18 protein-coding genes are annotated in these 18,929 nt (G+C 70.0%); 11 read left to right on the top strand and 7 right to left on the bottom strand.

Annotated elements, in window-relative coordinates; translation table 11 throughout:
• Positions 1-24 precede the first annotated feature (24 nt).
• The gene (locus tag ON27_RS03660) at positions 25-426 is read left to right on the top strand and encodes a YccF domain-containing protein (RefSeq protein ID WP_043719252.1); all 402 of its coding nucleotides are present in this window, start codon (positions 25-27) and stop codon (positions 424-426) included.
• A gap of 203 nt (positions 427-629) precedes the next feature.
• Positions 630-869, top strand: coding sequence for a hypothetical protein (locus ON27_RS03655; protein WP_157227075.1), 240 nt, complete (start codon positions 630-632; stop codon positions 867-869).
• Positions 870-917: 48 nt separating this feature from the next.
• On the opposite strand, the gene ON27_RS03650 is transcribed toward ON27_RS03655, so the two are convergent.
• Complete coding sequence (locus tag ON27_RS03650; RefSeq protein WP_043686798.1) at positions 918-1,355, bottom strand: MarR family winged helix-turn-helix transcriptional regulator; 438 nt, start codon at positions 1,353-1,355, stop codon at positions 918-920.
• 115 nt (positions 1,356-1,470) lie between these two features.
• Here ON27_RS03650 and ON27_RS03645 point away from each other — a divergent pair, with 115 nt between their 5' ends.
• Entirely contained in the window at positions 1,471-1,710 is a 240-nt protein-coding gene (locus ON27_RS03645; RefSeq protein WP_043719249.1) for a DUF2530 domain-containing protein, read from the top strand.
• A 10-nt stretch (positions 1,711-1,720) separates the two neighbouring features.
• Here ON27_RS03645 and ON27_RS03640 read toward each other — a convergent pair whose 3' ends face one another.
• Positions 1,721-4,036 (bottom strand): neutral/alkaline ceramidase, encoded by a 2,316-nt coding sequence (locus tag ON27_RS03640; protein WP_306306938.1) that lies wholly within the window; start codon positions 4,034-4,036, stop codon positions 1,721-1,723.
• Here ON27_RS03640 and ON27_RS03635 point away from each other — a divergent pair.
• Positions 3,983-4,525, top strand: a complete 543-nt coding sequence (locus tag ON27_RS03635; RefSeq protein ID WP_051046182.1) for a TetR/AcrR family transcriptional regulator — start codon at positions 3,983-3,985, stop codon at positions 4,523-4,525. The two genes, ON27_RS03640 and ON27_RS03635, sit on opposite strands and share 54 nt — an antisense overlap.
• A 4-nt stretch (positions 4,526-4,529) precedes the next feature.
• Here ON27_RS03635 and ON27_RS03630 read toward each other — a convergent pair whose 3' ends face one another.
• Entirely contained in the window at positions 4,530-7,568 is a 3,039-nt protein-coding gene (locus tag ON27_RS03630; RefSeq protein ID WP_043719239.1) for a sacsin N-terminal ATP-binding-like domain-containing protein, read from the bottom strand.
• A 56-nt stretch (positions 7,569-7,624) separates the two neighbouring features.
• The gene (locus ON27_RS41080) at positions 7,625-9,253 is read right to left on the bottom strand and encodes a DUF3027 domain-containing protein (RefSeq protein ID WP_083887358.1); all 1,629 of its coding nucleotides are present in this window, start codon (positions 9,251-9,253) and stop codon (positions 7,625-7,627) included.
• Positions 9,254-9,270: 17 nt separating this feature from the next.
• Here ON27_RS41080 and ON27_RS03620 point away from each other — a divergent pair, with 17 nt between their 5' ends.
• The 3 genes from ON27_RS03620 to ON27_RS03610 all read left to right on the top strand — a co-directional run bounded on the left by ON27_RS03620 (position 9,271) and on the right by ON27_RS03610 (position 12,624).
• Positions 9,271-10,044: a glutaminyl-peptide cyclotransferase gene (locus ON27_RS03620; RefSeq protein WP_043719237.1), complete on the top strand. Its 774-nt coding sequence runs from the start codon at positions 9,271-9,273 to the stop codon at positions 10,042-10,044.
• A gap of 92 nt (positions 10,045-10,136) precedes the next feature.
• Positions 10,137-12,044, top strand: coding sequence for an MFS transporter (locus tag ON27_RS03615; RefSeq protein WP_051046181.1), 1,908 nt, complete (start codon positions 10,137-10,139; stop codon positions 12,042-12,044).
• Between the two features lie 46 nt (positions 12,045-12,090).
• Complete coding sequence (locus tag ON27_RS03610; protein ID WP_051046180.1) at positions 12,091-12,624, top strand: DUF2771 domain-containing protein; 534 nt, start codon at positions 12,091-12,093, stop codon at positions 12,622-12,624.
• Between the two features lie 3 nt (positions 12,625-12,627).
• On the opposite strand, the gene ON27_RS03605 is transcribed toward ON27_RS03610, so the two are convergent.
• Entirely contained in the window at positions 12,628-13,242 is a 615-nt protein-coding gene (locus ON27_RS03605) for a TetR/AcrR family transcriptional regulator (protein WP_043719227.1), read from the bottom strand.
• A gap of 114 nt (positions 13,243-13,356) precedes the next feature.
• Between ON27_RS03605 and ON27_RS03600 the strand changes: the two genes are divergently transcribed.
• The gene (locus tag ON27_RS03600; protein WP_043719225.1) at positions 13,357-14,880 is read left to right on the top strand and encodes a sulfatase family protein; all 1,524 of its coding nucleotides are present in this window, start codon (positions 13,357-13,359) and stop codon (positions 14,878-14,880) included.
• Between the two features lie 40 nt (positions 14,881-14,920).
• Here the strand turns inward: ON27_RS03600 and ON27_RS03595 are convergent, their stop codons facing one another.
• Positions 14,921-15,340, bottom strand: a complete 420-nt coding sequence (locus tag ON27_RS03595; protein ID WP_043719222.1) for a cold-shock protein — start codon at positions 15,338-15,340, stop codon at positions 14,921-14,923.
• Between the two features lie 191 nt (positions 15,341-15,531).
• Here ON27_RS03595 and ON27_RS03590 point away from each other — a divergent pair, with 191 nt between their 5' ends.
• Positions 15,532-15,774: a hypothetical protein gene (locus ON27_RS03590; protein WP_043719220.1), complete on the top strand. Its 243-nt coding sequence runs from the start codon at positions 15,532-15,534 to the stop codon at positions 15,772-15,774.
• 406 nt (positions 15,775-16,180) lie between these two features.
• Complete coding sequence (locus ON27_RS03585) at positions 16,181-16,804, top strand: resuscitation-promoting factor Rpf1 domain-containing protein (protein WP_043719302.1); 624 nt, start codon at positions 16,181-16,183, stop codon at positions 16,802-16,804.
• Positions 16,805-16,885: 81 nt separating this feature from the next.
• Here ON27_RS03585 and ON27_RS03580 read toward each other — a convergent pair whose 3' ends face one another.
• Complete coding sequence (locus tag ON27_RS03580; RefSeq protein ID WP_039795086.1) at positions 16,886-17,074, bottom strand: hypothetical protein; 189 nt, start codon at positions 17,072-17,074, stop codon at positions 16,886-16,888.
• Between the two features lie 183 nt (positions 17,075-17,257).
• On the opposite strand from ON27_RS03580, the gene ON27_RS03575 reads away from it, so the two are divergent.
• Positions 17,258-18,929, top strand: a 1,672-nt coding sequence (locus ON27_RS03575) for a helicase-associated domain-containing protein (RefSeq protein ID WP_043719217.1), incomplete at its 3' end; no start/stop codon positions are given.

Raw genomic sequence — 18,929 nt, 5'->3', positions numbered from 1 at the left:
CCCCGGGGCTGGCATGCTGGTGTCATGAAGCCGATCCAGTTGGTTCTCAACATCCTGTGGCTCATCTTCGCCGGGTTCTGGCTGGCGCTCGGCTATATCGTCGCGGGGATCATCTGCTTCATCCTGATCATCACGATTCCCTTCGGCATCGCGTCCTTCCGGATCGCCGCCTACGTGCTGTGGCCGTTCGGCCGGACCACGGTGGAGAAGCCGGGAGCGGGTGCGGGCTCGCTGATCGGCAACATCATCTGGTTCATCGTCGCGGGCTGGTGGCTCGCGCTGGGCCACCTGCTCACCAGCATCCCGCTGTTCGTCTCGATCATCGGCATCCCGTTCGGCTGGGCCAACCTGAAGTTCATCCCCATCTCCCTGTTCCCGCTGGGACGGGAGATCGTGGACAGTGATCAGCCGTTCGGCGCGCGATAGCCGACGGCACGCTGTCCGCCCGCACGAGCCGTTCGGGCGCCCGAAAAAGCCGCGTCATGCAGCGCGACGAGCCTGTGATCTGCATCACAGTGTGTTAACGAAATCACATCTCCGCGCGAATGTTAGCTAGAAGGTAACTGACGTTTTCAGTGCCCATCGCGCCCCACTCGGGCGTCGAGCCGACCGCACAGGAGGGCTCCACCATGACCGACCGCACTGCCCGCCGAGCCGACCCGGACACCGCGCCGCTCGCCCCGATCGCGGCGGTCTTCGGCCTGCTATTGCTCGTCGCCGCGGCCACCCAGCTCACCCGCTTGCCCCGCTGGGCCGACGACTACGGCGTACTGGTCTACCCGGCCTTCGTCCTCTGCTTGACGATCTCGGGTGGCCTGCTGTGGTGGGGAGCCGGAGTCCTCGTCCGGCTCATCCGGACGAACCGCTGATCTGTGCCGCGTCGGCGGCGGAAGACGAACGCCGTTGGGACCGTACGGCTACTCGGACTCCGCGACGATCTGCTTCATGATCGCCACGGCACGGGTGAGCACGACGAGCTGCTCCTCGGTGAGGGTGGACAGCTGCTCGGTCATCCAGGCCTCACGCGCGCTGGCCTCGTCCGCGATGAGCGCGCGGCCCGCCGGGGACAGCGAGACGATGATCTGACGGCCGTCGGTCGGATGCGGATTGCGCTCCACCAGATCCAGATCGGTGAGCGAGGCGATGACGCGAGTCATGGACGGCGGCTGGACGCGTTCTTTCGCCGCGAGCGCGCCCGGCGTCATCGCGCCCTCTCGCGCGAGGGTGGCGAGCGCGGAGAGTTGGGTGAGCGAGATCTGCGAGTCGGCGCGACGTCCGCGCAGGTGTCGCGTCAGTCGAACGACCGCCAGCGAGAGCTCACCAGCAAGGGCTCTGACATCCGATGGCGTTGTCACAGTGGCAAACGATACGGGACCGCGGGCGGCCGGTCGCGGGTTCCCGCGCTCCGGGACCACGTCGCTTCCACTCGGCCCACGCACTTCGTCTCGGCGGTCCGATTAGGCTGAACTCGTGACGCAGAGAGTCCCGCAGATCCCGCCGCGCCTCACCGATCCGCGCCCGGTGCTCGCGGTCGGCAGCGCGTTGTGGCTGATCGCCACCGTGGTGGTGTGGGCGGGCGGCGACCGGTGGGCGTCGGCCCGCCCCGTCTGCCTCATGGGGCTGGTGGTCGGCCTGATCGCCCTGGTGATCTATCTGGTACAGCGCCGCGGCGCGCGACGCGGGGACAAGGGCGCGCAGACCGGCCTGTAGCCCCGTCCGGTCACGCTCGGCCCACCTCGAATTCGCCGGTGGCGCCGGTGAACGGGACAAGCGCGCCACCGGGATCGAGACGGGTCGCGAAGTGCTGGAAGCGGTAGCGCCCCGGCTCGGCGTCGAGCGGGATGTCCCAGGTGAACCGGGCCACCGACTCGGCGAGCCCGCGCTTGCTCCAGTGGTATCGCACCGCCCACTCCCCCTCGTTGGCCACCCGCACCCACTCACCGGAGGCATTCCGGCGCTGCACTTCCAAGAACGTCCCGTTGCGGCGGTTGTCGTGCTTCGGGTGCGCCGAGACGAACTCGGCCACCACGCGCCCACCGCGCCCATAGGCCGGGTGGGGCTGCACCAGCACGTCTCCGAAGGCGCGCCCCTCCGCTGCCGCGTCCGGACCTGCACCCACCTGGAAGTTCGGCTGTAGGTGGGACACATCGCGCGGCGCCGGACCGCGCGCCACCCGGCCACCGGCGGCGAAGGCGGTAGCGAGCCGGGCGAACTCCTGCTGATAGGCGCACAAGGTGTAGCGGCCGAACAGCGTCGAAGCCCCCTCGTACTGCTGGGAGTCGTACTCCTCGGGCGTGGTGACGTATTCGTGGTAGGCGTTCGCGTACCCCTGCATGAGCACCTGCTCCAGCGGGACGTTCAGCGCCGCCGCGACCGCCTCGCGAACCCGCAGGCCCGCCGTGATGGTGAATTCGCCTCCCGCGGCGGCGAGATAGAGATCGCCGATGCGAACGAGCTGAATCGGCAGCACATTCGGCACCCACGCGACCGGAGGCAGCAAGCCGAGCGGAGCCGCGATCGCTTTCGGCGCCTGCGCGTCCGCCAGCCAGGCCGGTGCGGGTTGGGAAGGGTCGCCGAGCGTCTCGAGAAACGGATTGCGCACACCTTCCGGAACCGGGCCACCCGGCAGGCCCGGACCGTCCTCGACACTGCCCGCGATCAGCGAAACGCCTGCTGCGGCCGGTGCGGTGCGCCGCGGCAGGCCCTCCGGCGTCCAGCGACCGTCCACCGCGATGTCGGCCAGGTCGATGTAGCAGAGCATCCCGTCCACCGGACCGGAAATCGAATGCGCCTGCGCTGTCGCTTCTTTCGACGCCGCGTACTGCCGCTCACCCAGAATCCGGGTGTTCTCGAACTCGTCCTCGGTGGGACCGGAGCCGGGGCGCAGATTCAAGTTCGGGGACATGTCACCGGCGTTGGTCTGCGCGAAGGCGGCCACGAACGCGGGCTTGCCGTCCAGGTATCGCACGCCGTGCTCGATGTGCTCGCCGGAGAACGAGGCATAGCCCTTGTTGTCGGAGCTGATCAGCCGGTTCGCGTTGGTCATCGACGTGTTGTGGGTGGCGAACCAGGTGATGGTCCCGGCCGTCCGGCCGCCTTTGCGCAGGACGAGCGTGGTGACCGCGGGATCGATGGCGTCCGGGAAATGTCGCCGGTCCGCTGCCGGATTGCGTTCCCAGGCCACCCGCGAGCGATTCACGCTCGCGTCGTGCAGCTCGGTACGGCCGACTGCGAGCGAGCCGGGGCCGAGATCGGCGTGCGCGGCGGCAATCGCCTCGACGATCCCGTGCACCTCGGCGTCGTACACCTGCTGCTGGAAACCGAGGATGGACAGGTTGTAGGCGTAGTCGTGGCTGGAGCCGCCGCAGGTCGCGTGCGAATGTGTGGAGGTGAGCAGGACGTTCTGCTCGGTGTACAGATCGCCGAAGCGCCGGGCCAATTCAGTGAGCACGCCGCGGTGCACGGACTGGAAGATCATCCCGTTCTCGGCCACCGCGAAGACAATCCGCCGCCCGCCGCTGCCGATGACGAACGCCCGCGCCCGCGGGCGCAGGTGGATGCCCGCGGTCTGCTGCTCGAGCTGGGAGTAGCCCATCATGCCGCATTCCGCGGCCGGGCCGGTGATGTCGGAAAGCCCGACGCCGATCTCGTAGTCGCCGGAATCCGCCGAGGCGGCCGCCGGAACGCCGAGTACACCGCTCATCCCGGGCGCCGTCACGGCCGCGAGCGCGGCCGAACCGATCGCGGTCCGGGCCAGAACAGTTCTGCGCGACACCGACATAGCCGTCTCCCTTCCGTTCCGATGCAGCGAACCACACAACTGGTCACCCGTCCAGTCCGAATTTTTCCGGCTCGCGAATTGACTGCGCGGGCCGTGGGCGCTTAACTCCCTTGGGTGTCCTCCCGATTGAGCGTCGAAGAACGACGGGCCCACCTTATCGAGGCCGCGATCGGCCTTGCCGAGAAAAAGGGTGTTGCGGGCGTGACCACGCGCGATGTCGCTCAGGCGGCCGGTGTCTCGCTCGGTGTGGTGCATTACTGTTTCGAAAACAAGGACGCGCTGATGACCGAGCTGGTCAAAGCGTTGTCGATGGAATTACGCGATTCCGTCGACGCGAACGAAACGGTATGGCAGGACGTCGGAAGTGGAAAAGAAGCCCTTCAAAAATTGATCCGGGCCGGACTCGAACTCATGTGGCTGAACATCGAAGCCACTCCGGAACGGCAGCTGCTCACTTACGAAACCACCACATACGCGCTGCGGGAAGGTGAGCAAACCCCGGCGAAATTGGCGATCGCGCGGGAACAGTACAACTTCAACGACTCCACCGTCGCCGACATCCTCGAGCACGCCCGCGATGCGACCGGCACCAACTGGTCGGTCCCGGTGCAGACGCTGAGCCGGTTCACGCTCAACGTCATCGACGGCGTGGTGCTGCGCTGGCTGGTGGACGACGACAGCGAAAGCGTGCGCGGGCAGTTGGATCTGCTGAGCGAGATGCTCACCGGATACGCCACGCAGTAGCCGTTCAGCCGTGCGAGCGCGGCGCGTGGACGTGCACGGCCGTACCGGTCCGCCACCAGGGCACCGCCACCGTCGCCTCGATCGCACCGCTCAGGCGCACCGTGAGCTCTCGGTGCACGATCAGCTCGCCCGCTTGCGGGGGCAAGTCGAACATTTGGCGCAGCACCACGCCCAGCGGCTCCGCCGCCCAAGTGGTGCGGCGGCCGCTGCCAACCACCTCGGCGGTGACGGCCTCGGACACCAGCGGTAGATCGAGCAGAGCCGCCAGGGCCGAGGCGGTTTCGCTGTCGCCCGCCACCAAGCGGTCCGGCGGCACCGCCAAGCCGAACCACGGTTGATCCAGGACGAACGCGTCGCCCGGATCCACCACCGCGCCGGAGAGGGCGCGCACACGATCGGGCGGTTCCAGGTCGCCGATATCCAGCACGCCCGCGGCGACGGCTGCCGCCATGCGCGCGTGCGCGCGCGAGACGACCTCGGGCACGGGAGTTTCGGCGGGATCGGCGAGCGCCTCCAGCAGCGCGGCGGCGAGCTCGTCGGTGATCGTCCGCGGGTCGGCGAGAACCGCGCGATAGGCGTCCGGGTCGACGCCTGCGACGGCGAACGCCGGTAGCAGCCCGTCGAACTCGGTGTCGGCTGGGTGCCGGAACAGGCCGAGCGCGGTGCTGTCGATCCGCGCGTACGCGCGCAGCCACCATGCGGTGTAGCCGTCGGCGTCGGCGAGCAGACGACGGGTGCGCGGCGTTGCGGCCAGCTGTCGCAACGCTTCGGGCCAGGCCTGATCGTCGACCAGGTCGAGGTCGCGGACGGCGATCAGCTCCGGCGGATCGTCCGACAGCGTCGACCACCACTGTTCCTCGTCCGCCAGATCATGATCCGGACCGGTCGGATCGGCTTCGACGATCACCACGAAATCCCAGCCGACGCCGACCGCGCGCAACGCGTCCGCACCGTAGCGCTCCACCAACTGGGAGTCGAGCGTGCCGAAGGGCGCGTCCGGCACGAGCAGTTCACGCAGCGGCGCGCCGGGCAGCAGCAGTTCGTCGGCCGGCCGCGGTTCGCCCTCGGAGTCGGCCAATTCGAGCATTCCGAGCCAGGAGGGCAGTGACTCCGGCTGGGCCTGCGCGGCCAGACGCAGAACGGCGTCGGCGGTATCGGGATCGCCCGGATGATCCTCCAAGTCGGCTCGCAACCCCGGATCGTTCAGCAGATCCTCGGCGGTCGCCGACCGCGCGCCGAGCCGAGCCAGCAGCGGGTGCGCGGCTTCGGGGTGCGCGAGCCTGGCCCAGTGCACCGGGATCGCGACCTCGAGCTGATCGTCCAGCACCACGGTGCGCGGCCCGGTGACCAGTCGGCCGTCGGCCAGCGGCACCGCCAGCGCGCCGAGTTCTTCCGCCGCGAGCGGATCCACCACGAACGGTTCCAACGCGGCATAGAACGAGCGCCACCAACTCGGCGGACGCTCCAAGCCCGCCGACAACTCCGCGAGCCGGGCCAGTCCGAGCCGGTGCACGTCCAGCACGCCCATGGCCTCGGCGTGGGCGTGCCCGGAGAGGTCGGGGATCACCAAGGGGCCGACCACGTGGTCGAGCAGCGCGGCCAACTCAGCGGTCAGGCCGGTGAAGACGTATGCGCGGGTGGGGGCGGCCATGTCCTCGGCCGGTGACTGCACGGCGGGCGCACCGGCGACGCGGGAAGCGGCATCGGGCGCGTCATGTGGTTCGCCGGATACCCTGTCCGACATCGAAAGGGAGGCGCTGCCCGATTCGTCGGCCCAGACCTCGCTCGACGCTCCTGCGTCCACCGACGTCTGCGAACCGCCACTCGTGGCTGGTCCTGCGGCGGCCTCGGCATCGTCCGCGTCGGCGAACATTTCATCCGGTGATTCGGTGGGCCACACCAGCTCGTACGGGGCAGCAGGTTCGTCGTATGAGCCGGTCGGGGGTTCGTGGTCCGCAGTGGAGCCTCCCTGCGGAGCGCGCCGGTAGGTGGCCACGACCGGGAGCCAGGGATGGGATCGCAGCTCGTGCAGCAGGGCTTCGCGCAGCAGGCCGTCGGCCTCGCTGCGGGCGAAACCGGGCGCCGGGACCAGCACGAGACGGTCGCGCGGTGGGAGGGCGCGGGCGAAATCGGCGTAGCCCGCAGCCAGCTCCACGAGCCTGGCGCCGGGCAACAGCCTGCGACGATCCGGTTGCATGGGAATGTCGGCGATCAGCAGCGCGGGCAGCGACAGTTCCTCGTCGGAACGAGTGGGCGCTCGCAGCACGTCGGCAGCGGCGGCCACCGGCTTACCGTCGCGTACGGGCAGCAGCCAGCGTGCGCGCGGTGCGCTGTACTGCCACCAGGTGCGCTGTTCACTGCCCGGGCCGTCGACATAGACCTCGTGCATGCCCGCACCCATGTCCTCGGCACTGTAGACGAATTCGTCCGCGCCGACGCGGATGCGGTGCAGGGCGGGCAGTTCCAGCAGCAGGTCGACGGCTTCGGCGCGCATCGCCGCCAAGAGCGCGTCGGCGTCGACGTCCGCGCGCAGGCGCAGCACCACCTCGGTGTCGAGGCCGGACGACGGCCGCGCCGGGATGGGCCAGGCCAACCGCAGCACCGGAGGGGCGAATTCGCCGGTATCGACGGCGGGAATCCGGATCTGGTTGCGGCTCAGATCTTCTCGGGTCAGGGTGCGAGAGAAGCGCAAAGATCCGGAGGCGGACCGCAGCTCTATGTCATCGCTCACCGCGAGCACCGCGGTGAACCCGACACCGAACCGGCCGACTTCGCCGTCGCCGGACTTCCCCGACGCTCGCAGCGCCGTGAGCGCGTGCACGCCGGAGACGTCGAGCGGCGCACCGGTATTGCCGATGGACAGGTCGCGGCCGTCGAGCCGGACGACGAGTTCACCGGGCACGCCCGCCTTGCGCGCGGCATCGGCGGCGTTCTGCGCCAATTCGGTCAGCAACCGGTCGCGGTAGCCCGCGCGCACCAAGTCGTGCTCGGTCGCGGCGTCCTCCCGCAACCGAGTCGGCGAATCACGCCATGCGGCGAGCACTCCCGCCCGCAGCGCCGCGGTGCCGAACGGATCGGCGGCCTCGATCAGCTCCGCGGCTATGACTGGAACTCCGGCCGTGCCTCGGACCCCGGCTCGTCACCGACCGTGGCACCGGTGCCCTCGACGCCTGCCTGCCCAGTCGGCTCGACCACGCTCTCCGAGGCGACGGCGGCGCCTTCCGTGTCGACCGACGCGGCATCCGCACTCTCGTCGACGATTGCGGGAGTGTCCGCCGCGTCACCCGTACGGACCGCTGGACTGCTGTCGACGTCGTCTGCCGTGCCGCTCGGCTCATCCGGAGCAGAGACCGCAGGAACCGCATCGGCGTCGGCGGACGCGGCGTCACGCACCAGCCCGACATCTGCCATGCCGCACGGCTCATCCTGAGCGGCGACCGCGGAAATCGCATCGGCGGCGTGCATCTGCTCGGCGGCAGCGTGCGCGCTCGAGGTCCCCTGCGCGGCGGACGGAACGTCGGCTTCGGCAGCTGGAGCGGCGGAATCGATTTCGCCGACCTGATCCGCGCCGACTGCCTCCGGCTCGTTCACCTCGGGACCCGTGGTCGTCGTGTGGTCCTCGGGCTGATCCCCACCGGTCGCACTCGAAGCCGCGTCCTCTTCCGGGACAGCCGTGTGCTCCGATGCCGCGTCCTCTCCGGCAGCGGCGAGCGCCTCTGCGGCGTCAGAAGTATCGGAAACGGCAAGGTCCTCGGTGGCGGCATAGTCTCCGGCGAGGGCCGCGTCTTCGGCGACAGTAGCGTTCGAGGCAGCCACAGCACCCTCGGCGACCACCGCGTCCACGCGAACCTCAGCGGTCCCCGTCACATCCTCCGGCTCCTCGGCGGACGCGCCGGGCACACTGCTCGCCTCTTCCGCACCGCGCCGATCGCCGCCCTCGTCAACCGAAACCTCGGCTGGCGCGGCGGCACGCGCGCCTTCCGTTTCGAGCGCGATCACCTCGATGGCCGCGTCGTCATACGCCTCGTACAGCGGGGAGCCGCTGCCGGCGGGGATCTCGGTGTCGGAGTGCGCGCCGCAGCCGTAGGCGACGTGGACGACGCGCCCGTCCGCGCCCATGACGTTGCCGCAGACACCGAACGCGGCGCGCAGCGCTCCGGCCAACGGCAGGTAGAAGCCGCAGCTGCCGCAGGTGGCCGGGGCGGCCTTGGCCATCTCGGAATCGGGGCCGTGTTCGGCGTACCAGCGTTCGGCGGCCTCTGCGCGGCCTTCCCTGCTCATCACCTTGGCGCGGCCGAGACCGAGTTCGTAGGCTGCTTCGTCTACCACCGGGTCGCCGGTCGCGACGTAGCCGGGCACCAGGCGCGGGTCGTCGGCGGGCGGGGCCAGCAAGTCGCCTGGCGCGAGGTCGCCGGGGCGAACTCGCTGTTCCCATGGGACGAACTCGGGTGCGACCAGGGCGTCGGGTCCGGGCAGCAAGGCGGACTCGCTGACCGTCGCGTGATCGGCTCCGGGCGGGGCGGCCACCACCACCGCCCACTGCCACCCGCGATAGCCGGGCAGCGTGGCCTCGAAACGATGGGTCGCCGCGCTCTCGTCCTCGGCTATCACGCCGAGGTGCGCGCCGACCGCCGATGGTTCCAACTCCAGGAGCGCTCGGCGGGCCAGATCGACGGCGTCGGCCAGAATCGGCCGTACGCCGGACTCCGAAACAGAAACTGCGCTCACGGCCTACATTTTGCCGTATGGAACGCAATCGGCGTTCGTTGGCCGTCGGTGTGCTGGTCGGTCTGCTCGTCGTGAGCGGATGCGGCGCCGCCGAGGACACGACACCCAGGATGAACATCGAGGTGGTCGGCACCCGACCGCACGACCCCAAGGCGTTCACCCAGGGTCTGGAAGTCGATGGCGGGGTGCTCTACGAGGGCACCGGGCTGGCCGGAGCGTCGAGCGTGCGCGCGTCCCGGCTGACGACCGGCGAGGAACTGGCCAGGGCCGAGTTGCCCGCTCCCTACTTCGGCGAGGGCATCACCGTCGCCGGCGCCACACTCTGGCAGCTGACCTGGCACGACGGCGTCGCGATCGCGCGTGACCCGGCCACCCTGGCCGAACGGGGCCGGGCGAGCTACGAGGGGGAAGGCTGGGGCCTGTGTGCCAGGGACGGGGGGCTGATCATGAGCGACGGCACCGACCGGCTCACCTTCCGTGATCCGGAAACCTTCGCCGCGACCGGCTCGGTCGAGCTGACCAGCCACAACGGCGCGCGCCTCAACGAACTCGAGTGCGCGGCCGACGGGTCGGTCTACGCCAACGACTGGCCCACCGACACGATCCTGCGCATCGACCCGGACTCCGGCGCGGTGCTGGCGTCCGCCGACGCCGCCGGTCTGCTCCCGGCGACCGCACGGGCCGGGGCCGACGCCCTCAACGGCATCGCCCAACTGCCCGGCACCGACCGGTTCCTGATCACGGGCAAGAACTGGCCGACCATGTTCGAGGTCCGCTTCGCGCCCGCCTGAACGGTGACGCCGGTCCGCGACGATGGTCACTTTCCTCGCCGCCACGGAGCGTGCGTGAACGCCGAGGACGGGAGTACGCCAGAATTGACGTCGTGACTACTCCCCGCGAACCTTCCGGTCCCGACCGTGATCGGCGGGAAGGCGAGGAGTCCCCGCCGTTCGATCGGCATCCCGGTTTCGACCGATATCCGCCACTCAATGCGCCGCGCCGGCGCGGGCCGCTGCCGCCGCTCGGGCGCGGGCGCGGCTCCGGGCGGCACGACCAGCCGGTGCCACCACCGCCGAGTCCGCGACGCGAAGCGCAACGGCCCTCGGAGCCGCCGCCGACCAAGCCTTTCCCGACCGGACCGGAAGGCGATCAACCAAGTAGTTCCGACCGCGCGCCTCGACACGTCTTCCCGCACCGCCCCCAGCCGTCTCGCCATAGCGAACCACCGGCCGACAACTATCCCGAGACCGTCCAGGACCAAGGGCAACCACCCGCAGGCGCGCAGCGGATGCCGCGCAAACTCACGGTGACCCGCGTGGCCGCCATGCGCGGCCGGCAGCTCACCGAAAAAGGCATCGCGACCTTCCAGCGCGCGGCCAAGGCCGACGGCGCCGACAAGTCGGGCCTGACGGCCCTCACCTACGCGACCATGGCGAACTTCGCCCTCGACGCCGCCATCGCCGTGGCGCTGGCCAACACCCTGTTCTTCGCCAGCGCCACCGCCGAGAGCAAGACGAACGTCGCGCTCTACCTGTTGATCACCATCGCGCCGTTCGCGGTGATCGCCCCGCTGATCGGCCCGATGCTCGATCGCCTGCAGCGCGGTCGCCGCCTGGCGCTGGCGACGTCGTTCGCGGTGCGCGCGGTGGTGGCGGTGGTGCTGATCCTCCAGTTCGACACCTGGGCGCTGTATCCGCTCGCCCTGTGCATGATGATCGGCAGCAAGTCGTTCTCGGTGCTCAAGAGCGCGGTGACGCCCCGGGTGCTGCCGCCGGACATCGATCTGGTCCGCACCAATTCCCGGCTGACGGTGTTCGGATTGGTCGGCGGCACCCTGGGCGCGGGAGCGCTCGCCGGGCTCGCCGCGGCGATCGCGGGCTCCAACGGCGCTCTGGTTTTCGCGGCGCTGATCGCCGGGACGGGAGCCTATCTGAGCCTGCGCATCCCCTCCTGGGTCGAAGTCACCGAGGGCGAGGTGCCCGCGACGCTGAGCTATCACGGCCCCGACGCGCACACCGAGGTGCTGTCCTCCGGCAAGGAATCGTCGGTGCCGCCGCGCAAACGCAGGCAACCGCTCGGTCGCGCCGTGGTGACCGGACTCTGGGGCAACAGCGCCATCCGGGTCCTGACCGGGTTCCTCACCTTCTACGTCGCGTTCGTCGCCAAGGCCACCGAGCACCGCCCGGTGCAACAGGCCCTCATGCTCGGCGTCGTCGGCGCGGCCGCGGCCGTCGGCAACTTCGCGGGCAACGCGACCGGCGCCCGGCTCGCGCTCGGCAGGCCCGCCCTCATCGTGCTGGGCTGCACGGCGGCTTGCGCGCTGGTGGCGCTGTTCGCGACGTTCGCGAACAATCTGCTGGGCGCGGCGGTCGCCGCCCTGGTCGCGGCCGCGACGAGCGCGCTGGCGAAGGTGTCGCTGGACGCCTCGATCCAGGACGACCTGCCGCCGGAGTCCATCGCCTCCGGCTTCGGCCGCTCGGAGACCGTGCTGCAACTGAGCTGGGTCGTCGGCGGCGCGGCGGGCGTGTTGCTGCCGACCGACTACTGGAAGGGCTTCGCGGTGGTCACCGCGGTCCTCGTGCTCGGCTTGGTGCAGACTTTCCTCAGCTTCCGTGGTCACTCGTTACTGCCCGGCCTCGGCGGCAACCGTCCGCAGCACGCGGAACAAGAGGTGCCCGCGCCCCGGCCGCACGGGCACCCCGGAAACGCGCCCGGCGCACCGGATCCGGCGGCGCGGCGCGGCGGTTCCACTAAACGCATCCAACGAGGGCAAGGAGACCCGATCTGGTGAGTCAAGCTCAACGCACGCGACGATCGTCGCGCTGGTCGCGGCCGCGATGCTCGTGCTCACCCTCGCCTTCGCGGGCGTGCTGGCGGTTCTGGTCCGCAACGCCGACGAACCCGACGTCACCCTGACCGCCTACGCGCACGGCAAGACGGTCACCGTGCGGCCGTTCAGCTACTGCGCGGTGACCATGCAGGACTGCCGCATCCTGCCCGCGGACGATGTGACGGGCACGGTGTTCGCGACCTTGAACTGCGCCCCGGACGCGCCGGACTGCCACCGCGGCCGCACTGTCGAATTGGACGTGCCCGCCGGTTATCCCCTGCAACTGTCGCTGCCGAAGCAGGTCGCCGACGCGCCTTGGCTCGCCCAGCTCGTCTACCTGCTGCCCAACGGCGAGAAGGTCGATCAGGTGATCAGCCGCAACGACTATCCCGACCGCGCACTCGCCTTGACCATCGACTCGAAGCCCGAACCCGATCTGCGCCTCATCGGGGTGGAATTCCAGCTGCCGATCCTCGCCCGCGACGAAACGGGCCGTGAGTTCTACGTGCCGCACGCGACCTGGTCGATCAGCACGGCGTAGGCGCTATGCCGGAGGATCGAGTGGGCGCCGCGTCGTGAGCGCGGTCCGCACCAAGCGCCCGACGGCGTCGATCCGCTCCGAGGTGCCGCTGCCGCCTACCTGCACCACGGTGATGATCACCGCGGTGAAAATGGCCTCGAGCGCGATCGCGGTGTCGCGCGGATCGAGGTCTCCGGCGATGTCCCCGGACTGCTGACCGGCGCGCAGCCCCGCTTCGAGCGCTTCCCGGATGCGCTGTGGCACGACGCCGCCGACCAGTCGGACGAGCAACCCCGGCTCCTGTCCGGCCAGAACGCGATGCACCAGCGGGTAGGCGTCGAGCCTCGTCACGAACCGGCTGACGACTTGCTGCCAGTAGACGGCGTCCATCGGACCCGACGGCGGCAGCGCCGCGTCGCACAGCCGCGCGGCGTCGCGGTCGAACGCGGCGACGAACAGCGCCTCTTTGTCCGTGAAGTGGAAATACACCGCCGACGGCGCGAGACCCACCTCGCGGGCCACCGCCGCCACCGAAGTGTTGCGGAAGCCTTGGTCGGCGAACCGGCGGGTGGCGACGTCGAGGATGGCCTGCCGCGTCTGCTCACCGCGTGCCGTAGCGGAGGTCTCGGTTCCTGACACTCGTGCACAGTATCGCGGCGACTCCCACCAGCGGAAAAGTCTTACTGAATGATTTCGTCAAATCATCAGTTATGGTGGTGCTGGCCCGATCTCCGCAGCAGGAAGGCTCCGCCCGTGCCCGACCCCGATCAGTTCCGCGCCCGCCCGCCGGCTCCGAGCCGACGCCAGGTTCTCGCGATGATGGCCGCCGCCACCGTGCCCGCCCTCAGCGGCGTACCGACCGAGGCCACCGCAGCCCCAGCGGCGCGGCCGAACATCTTGGTGATCATGACCGACCAGGAGCGCGCGGACGTCGTCCTGCCCGCGGGCTTCGCCCTGCCCGCCCGCGACCGGGTGGCCGCCGCCGGGGTCCGGTTCGCCATGCATCATTCGCCGACGGCCCCCTGCTCGCCCGCGCGATCGGCGTTCTTCACCGGATCACACGCCCCGGTCACCGGTATGACCGACAACGTCCGCGGCAACGACCTCATAGGCGCGGCGCTCGGACCGCTGCACGCCTGGAGCCCGAACCTCGACACCGCCATCCCGACCATCGGGACGGTGCTGAAGAACGCCGGCTATCGGACGGCCTACATCGGGAAATGGCACCTCTCCGAGCCGGTCGGCACCGACAGCGCGGCGTTGTCGGCCTACGGATTCGACGAGGCCTACGACATCCTCTCCGGCGGCGGGCCGAACGAGGGCGCGCACGAAGACCCCGGCGTCGTCGAGAACGCCGTCGCCTGGCTGCGACGGCACGGCGGCGACGCGCAACCGTGGCTGTGTGTGGTCAGCATGGTGAACCCGCACGACATGATGTACTGCCCGCGCTTCTACCGGCTGGCGGATGTGCCGGATCACGGCGCCGACGTGCCGCCGAATTTCGAGTCGGACCTGTCGGCCAAACCCCGCGTGCAAACTGTTTGGCGCACCATGAACGAGGTCGTCGGCGGCCGGATGCCGAACGAGGTCGACTCGCCGCTCGGGCGCACCCACTGGCGGCAGTGGGGCAATTGGTATCTGGAGTTGCTGCGCCGCACCGACGAGTTGATGACCGATGTCCTCGACGCGTTGGACCACAGTGGCGGTGCGGGAAACACCGTCGTGGTCCGGGTGGCCGATCACGGCGAACTCGGCGGCGCGCACGCACTGCGGCAGAAGGGCGCGATGATCTACCGCGAGAACAACCGCGTGCCGCTGGTCATCGCCGACCCCAGGAATCCCGCCACACACGGAGCCACCACTGCCGCGCTGACCTCCCACATCGACCTGGTGCCGACCCTGGCCGCACTGGCCGGGATCGGCGGCGTGGCAGGCGCACTCGTGGGCAAGGACCTCACACCTCTACTGACCGACCCGGCAGGCGCTCTCCGCGACGCGATCCTGCTCACCTCCGATGCCGAATCCAGCGGCGGCCAGGCGCCAGGCGTCGAATACTGCCTGCGGGGCGCGGTGACGCCCCGCTACAGCTTCGCCCGCTACTCGACGCCGCACCGGATCAGCGGTCCACGCGAGGAATTCGATTACGAGCTCTACGACCGGCAGGAAGATCCCCACGAGATGCGCAACCTCGCCCACAACGGCGGCGCGGCCGAACTGGTCGGGGAGATGAACGATCTCGTCGACAGCCTCATCGCCCGGGAACTGCGCCGCAACTGACGCCCGGCGCCCGCGTCGCTTGCCGCGGGCGCACCGACGCCTACCGGTCCAGTTCGCGCGCCACCGCGCGGACGACCTCCGAGATGCGCTGCGCCGTCTTGCGATCCGGGTACTTGCCCTTGCGCAGATCCGGCTGCACCTTCGCCTCGAGCAAGGTGATCATGTCCTCCACCATGCCGTGCAGCTCGTCGGGAGTGTGCCTGCGCGCGGCAGGCTCCTTGCGCGCGTTGCGTTCCTGGCCCTGCCGGACCGACGGCGGCGCCTCGAGCAGCTTCAGGCTCAGCGCTTGGGGGCCGCGGCGGCCCGCGGCCATGCCGAACTCGACGCGCTGGCCGGGCTTCAGGCCATCGACGCCTTGGGGCAGCGCGGACGATCGGACGTAGACGTCCTCACCCTCGTCCTGGGAAAGGAAGCCGAAGCCCTTTTCGACGTCGTACCACTTCACCCTGCCGGTCGGCACTGCGCTCACCCGTTCGTCATCGAAAACTCGGACCCCTACGGCCCGAGCACAATCTGTCCACCGGGCCGGTCACGCGACCGACCCCCTTTTGCTGTGCGAAAAGAACGCGCCCAGCACGATTGCGGGACGCGATTGCCATCGAGTCTACCCCGGTGCGAATAACGCAAGCACATCAGTTTTACCGTCGAGCCGTGACGAACCCTTCCGCTCCGACCCCTTCCGGCGGCTCCCCGCGGCGGCGCGGCGATTGGTTGCTGCAGCTCGCGCTCTTCCTGTTCGCGCTGGGATTGCTGGCGATCGTCGCCATCTTCGCGATCCCGACACTCACCGACGCCGAGCCGGGCCTATGGCTGTACTTCGGGGCGATGCTCGCGCCGCTGGGGTTCGTGCTCGCCCTGGCATTCGCGCTGCGCTCGGGTCGCCGGTCGCGCTGAACCGGAGCGCCGGCCACCATCCGCCGCGAAACGGTTACCCGCGCGGTTCGTTACCCACTCAGCTGTGTGATCCTCATCACATTACGGGATGGTCACGGGGCGGTGGCGGCGGCCCACCCGAGTGACCGCGATCGCTCTAGCTGCACGAAGACCTATTTCCCCGCCGATATCCCGCCGAGACCCACTGGTACACACCGGTTACCAAATAGTGATTTTTCCCGGCGTTCGTCGTACGGTCTTAACCAGCCGGGGCACCCCGGCGACCACCGGCCCGCCGCACCGAGCCTCGCCCCGCGGGTACCGGAACCCCAACGGAAACGTAGGGGCGAGGGCGGAACGGACGACCTCTCAGTCCGAACCAGAACCGAAGATGTCGCAGGTGCGTCGAGAGGAAGACGAACCCGATATGAGTGGACGCCATCGCAAGCCAAGCTCGACCGGCCGCACGGTAGCCAAGGTTGCCGTCACCGGCGCCATCATCGGCACCGCCGGTGTGGCATTCGCAGGCAACGCCAGCGCGGCACCCGACTCCGACTGGGATCGACTCGCTCAGTGCGAGGCCGGCGGCAACTGGGGCATCAACACCGGCAACGGTTTCCAGGGCGGGCTGCAGTTCTCCCCCAGCACTTGGCGTGCCCACGGCGGCCAGGAGTACGCCGCCTCGGCCAACCAGGCCACTCGCGAACAGCAGATCGCGGTCGCCGAGAAGGTGCTCGCCTCGCAGGGCTGGGGCGCTTGGCCCTCCTGCTCCAACAAGCTGGGTCTGAGCAGCGCGCCCACCCCGCGCTCCGCGCCCGCCACCGACGAAACCCCCCGCTGGAACCCCGCGCCGCAGGCCGCCCCGGCCGCGCCGGACACCCAGCAGATCTTCTCCGCCGTGGATCGCGCCCTCGAGGTCGTGCAGAGCCAGGGCGTGCAGGTGCCGAAGGAAGCTCTCGACTTCTTCAACGCCGCCAAGTCCAGCGGAGTCACCCTCGACCCCGCGATCGTGAATTTCTACGAGGCGAACAAGGGCCTGCTGCCCTCCTGATCGCCCCTCAGCTTCGAGAAGGGCCCCGCATCAATGTGGATGCGGGGCCCTTCTTCGTTGCCGAGAACGTTCCGGTGGCGCTCAGCGGTTGATCACCGTGTTCGGGTGCATGTAGGGCAACTGCTCGGCGGGCACCGGGAACTCGGTGTCCTCGCCGTAGGGCGAGAGACCACCGGAGCGGGCCGAGGAAAGCTCGGTGACCGCGTGATCACCGTCGGCGACCTTCGGCCAGCCGTTGTCGACGTAGGATTTCTTCGATTTGTTCACCACGGCCCCATGCTAGCTGTGCCGCCCCTCCGAGTATCAAGGCCGTACCAGTCAGGTGACACAGTATCCGCGATCAAGTCCCGCTCACCCTTGCGACGTACCCGGTGAGTTACCCATGTGCTCGCGACATGAGGTGGCGCGTGACGGGCTCCGATCGACCGGGCCCGGCGTCGTAGGGTGGACGGGATGACCGTGACCGACTCCCTCGCCGGATGGCTCGGTGCCCGCAGTGATGCCCAGCTCGTGACGCTGCTGCAGCTTCGGCCCGACCTGGCCGTGCCGCTGCCCTCCTCGATGGCCGTGCTCGCCGCCCGCACCGAACAGCGCGCGTCGGTGCTGCGCGCCACGGAGGACTTGAACACCCTGGAATTCGCCCTCCTGGAAACCCTTGCGGTGCACGGGGTGCGGCGCCCCGACAGCGCGCCGCTCGACCGTCCCGAACTGCACGTGCAACTGAGCGAACGGGTGGCGGCCGACGCGATCGACGACGCGCTGGAGCGGCTGACGGCTCGGGCGCTGGTCTGGCTCGACGCCGAGCAGCGATTGCACCTGATCCCGGCGGCCGCCGAGGCGCTGCCCTGGCCGATCGGCACCGCGACCGAACTGCCCGACGCCCTCACCGAACCGGAGGTCGTCGCGGCGCTCACCGAACTCGAGCCCGCCGAACGCGCCCTGCTGGACAAGCTGGCGGCGACGGGCCCGCGCGGACGCACGCGAGACGCCGCCCCGGGCACCGCGCCCGACCGGCCGATCCAGCGACTGCTGGCGCGCAGACTGCTGCACTGGATCGATGACGAAACCGTCGAGCTTCCGGTCACCGTCGGCCAAGTGCTGCGCCGGGAACCGGTCACTCACCCGCACGCGCTCACGCCGCCGCAACCGGAAGCCGCCAAATGGGCGCCCGCCGAGGTGAACGCGGTCGCGGCGGGCGAGGTCGGCGAGCTGCTACGGCACTGTGCCGCCGTGCTCGAGGTGCTCGGGCAGGCGCCCGCTCCGGCCCTGCGCGCGGGCGGTCTCGGCGTGCGGGAGCTGCGCCGCATCGCCAAGCTGGCCGGGGTCGACGAGCAGCGAGCCGGTTTGCTGGTCGAGCTGCTGGCCGCCGCGAAATTGATCGAGAAGGGTTTGCCGGACCCGGCGCCGGAGTTCGACTCGACCGACGATTTCTGGGCGCCCACACCCCTGGTGGACGCCTGGCTGGAGTCTCCGCCCGCGCGGCGCTGGGCCGCGCTCGGCCAGACGTGGCTCGAAGTGGACCGCACGCCGTGGATGATCGGCATGCGCGACGCCAACGACAAACCGCTGGCCGCACTGTCGCTGGAACTGCGCACCCCGAACGCGCCCCGCGACCGGCGCGCCATCCTGGGCCTGCTCGCGGAATATCCGTCCGGTACGGCGCTGGACCCGGCGGACATCGGCCGGGTGCTGGCCTGGCGGCAGCCGCGCAGGCGCAGGAACTTCCGCCCGGAGGTCGTCGAGCAGACCCTGGCCGAAGCGGCGGCGCTGGGCTTCGTCGGCCGGGGTGCGCTCGGTTCGGCGGCGCGGGCGCTGCTGCACGCGGCGCCGACCAGCGTGGCCGACGCCGAGGCGGAGATGGAGGCGGCGCTGCCGGAGCCGGTGGATCACGTGCTGGTGCAGGCGGACCTGACGGTGATCGCGCCCGGGCCGCTGACCACCGATCTACAGCACCGCGTCGCCCTGGTCGCCGACGTGGAATCCGCGGGTGCGGCGACGGTGTACCGGATCGGCGAGTCCTCGGTGCGGCGCGCCCTCGACGCCGGGTTGACGGCGGCCGAACTGCACGCCTTGTTCGCCAAGCATTCCCGGACGCCGATCCCGCAGGCACTGACCTATCTGATCG

Source organism: Nocardia asiatica NBRC 100129 (genome assembly GCF_000308415.1).
GTDB lineage: Bacteria > Actinomycetota > Actinomycetes > Mycobacteriales > Mycobacteriaceae > Nocardia > Nocardia asiatica.
Note: the sequence above shows the minus strand (reverse complement) of the source record. Positions and strands in the feature narration are given on the sequence as shown.

Excerpts from the sequence above, each read along its gene's own strand:
- ON27_RS03660 (WP_043719252.1), top strand. The coding sequence starts at position 25 with ATGAAGCCGATCCAGTTGGTTCTCAACATCCTGTGGCTCATCTTCGCC.
- ON27_RS03655 (WP_157227075.1), top strand. The coding sequence starts at position 630 with ATGACCGACCGCACTGCCCGCCGAGCCGACCCGGACACCGCGCCGCTC.
- ON27_RS03640 (WP_306306938.1), bottom strand. The coding sequence starts at position 4,036 with ATGCACCACACCGAGCGAGACACCGGCCGCCTGAGCGACATCGCGCGT.
- ON27_RS03620 (WP_043719237.1), top strand. The coding sequence starts at position 9,271 with ATGGAACGCAATCGGCGTTCGTTGGCCGTCGGTGTGCTGGTCGGTCTG.
- ON27_RS03610 (WP_051046180.1), top strand. The coding sequence starts at position 12,091 with ATGCTCGTGCTCACCCTCGCCTTCGCGGGCGTGCTGGCGGTTCTGGTC.
- ON27_RS03585 (WP_043719302.1), top strand. The coding sequence starts at position 16,181 with ATGAGTGGACGCCATCGCAAGCCAAGCTCGACCGGCCGCACGGTAGCC.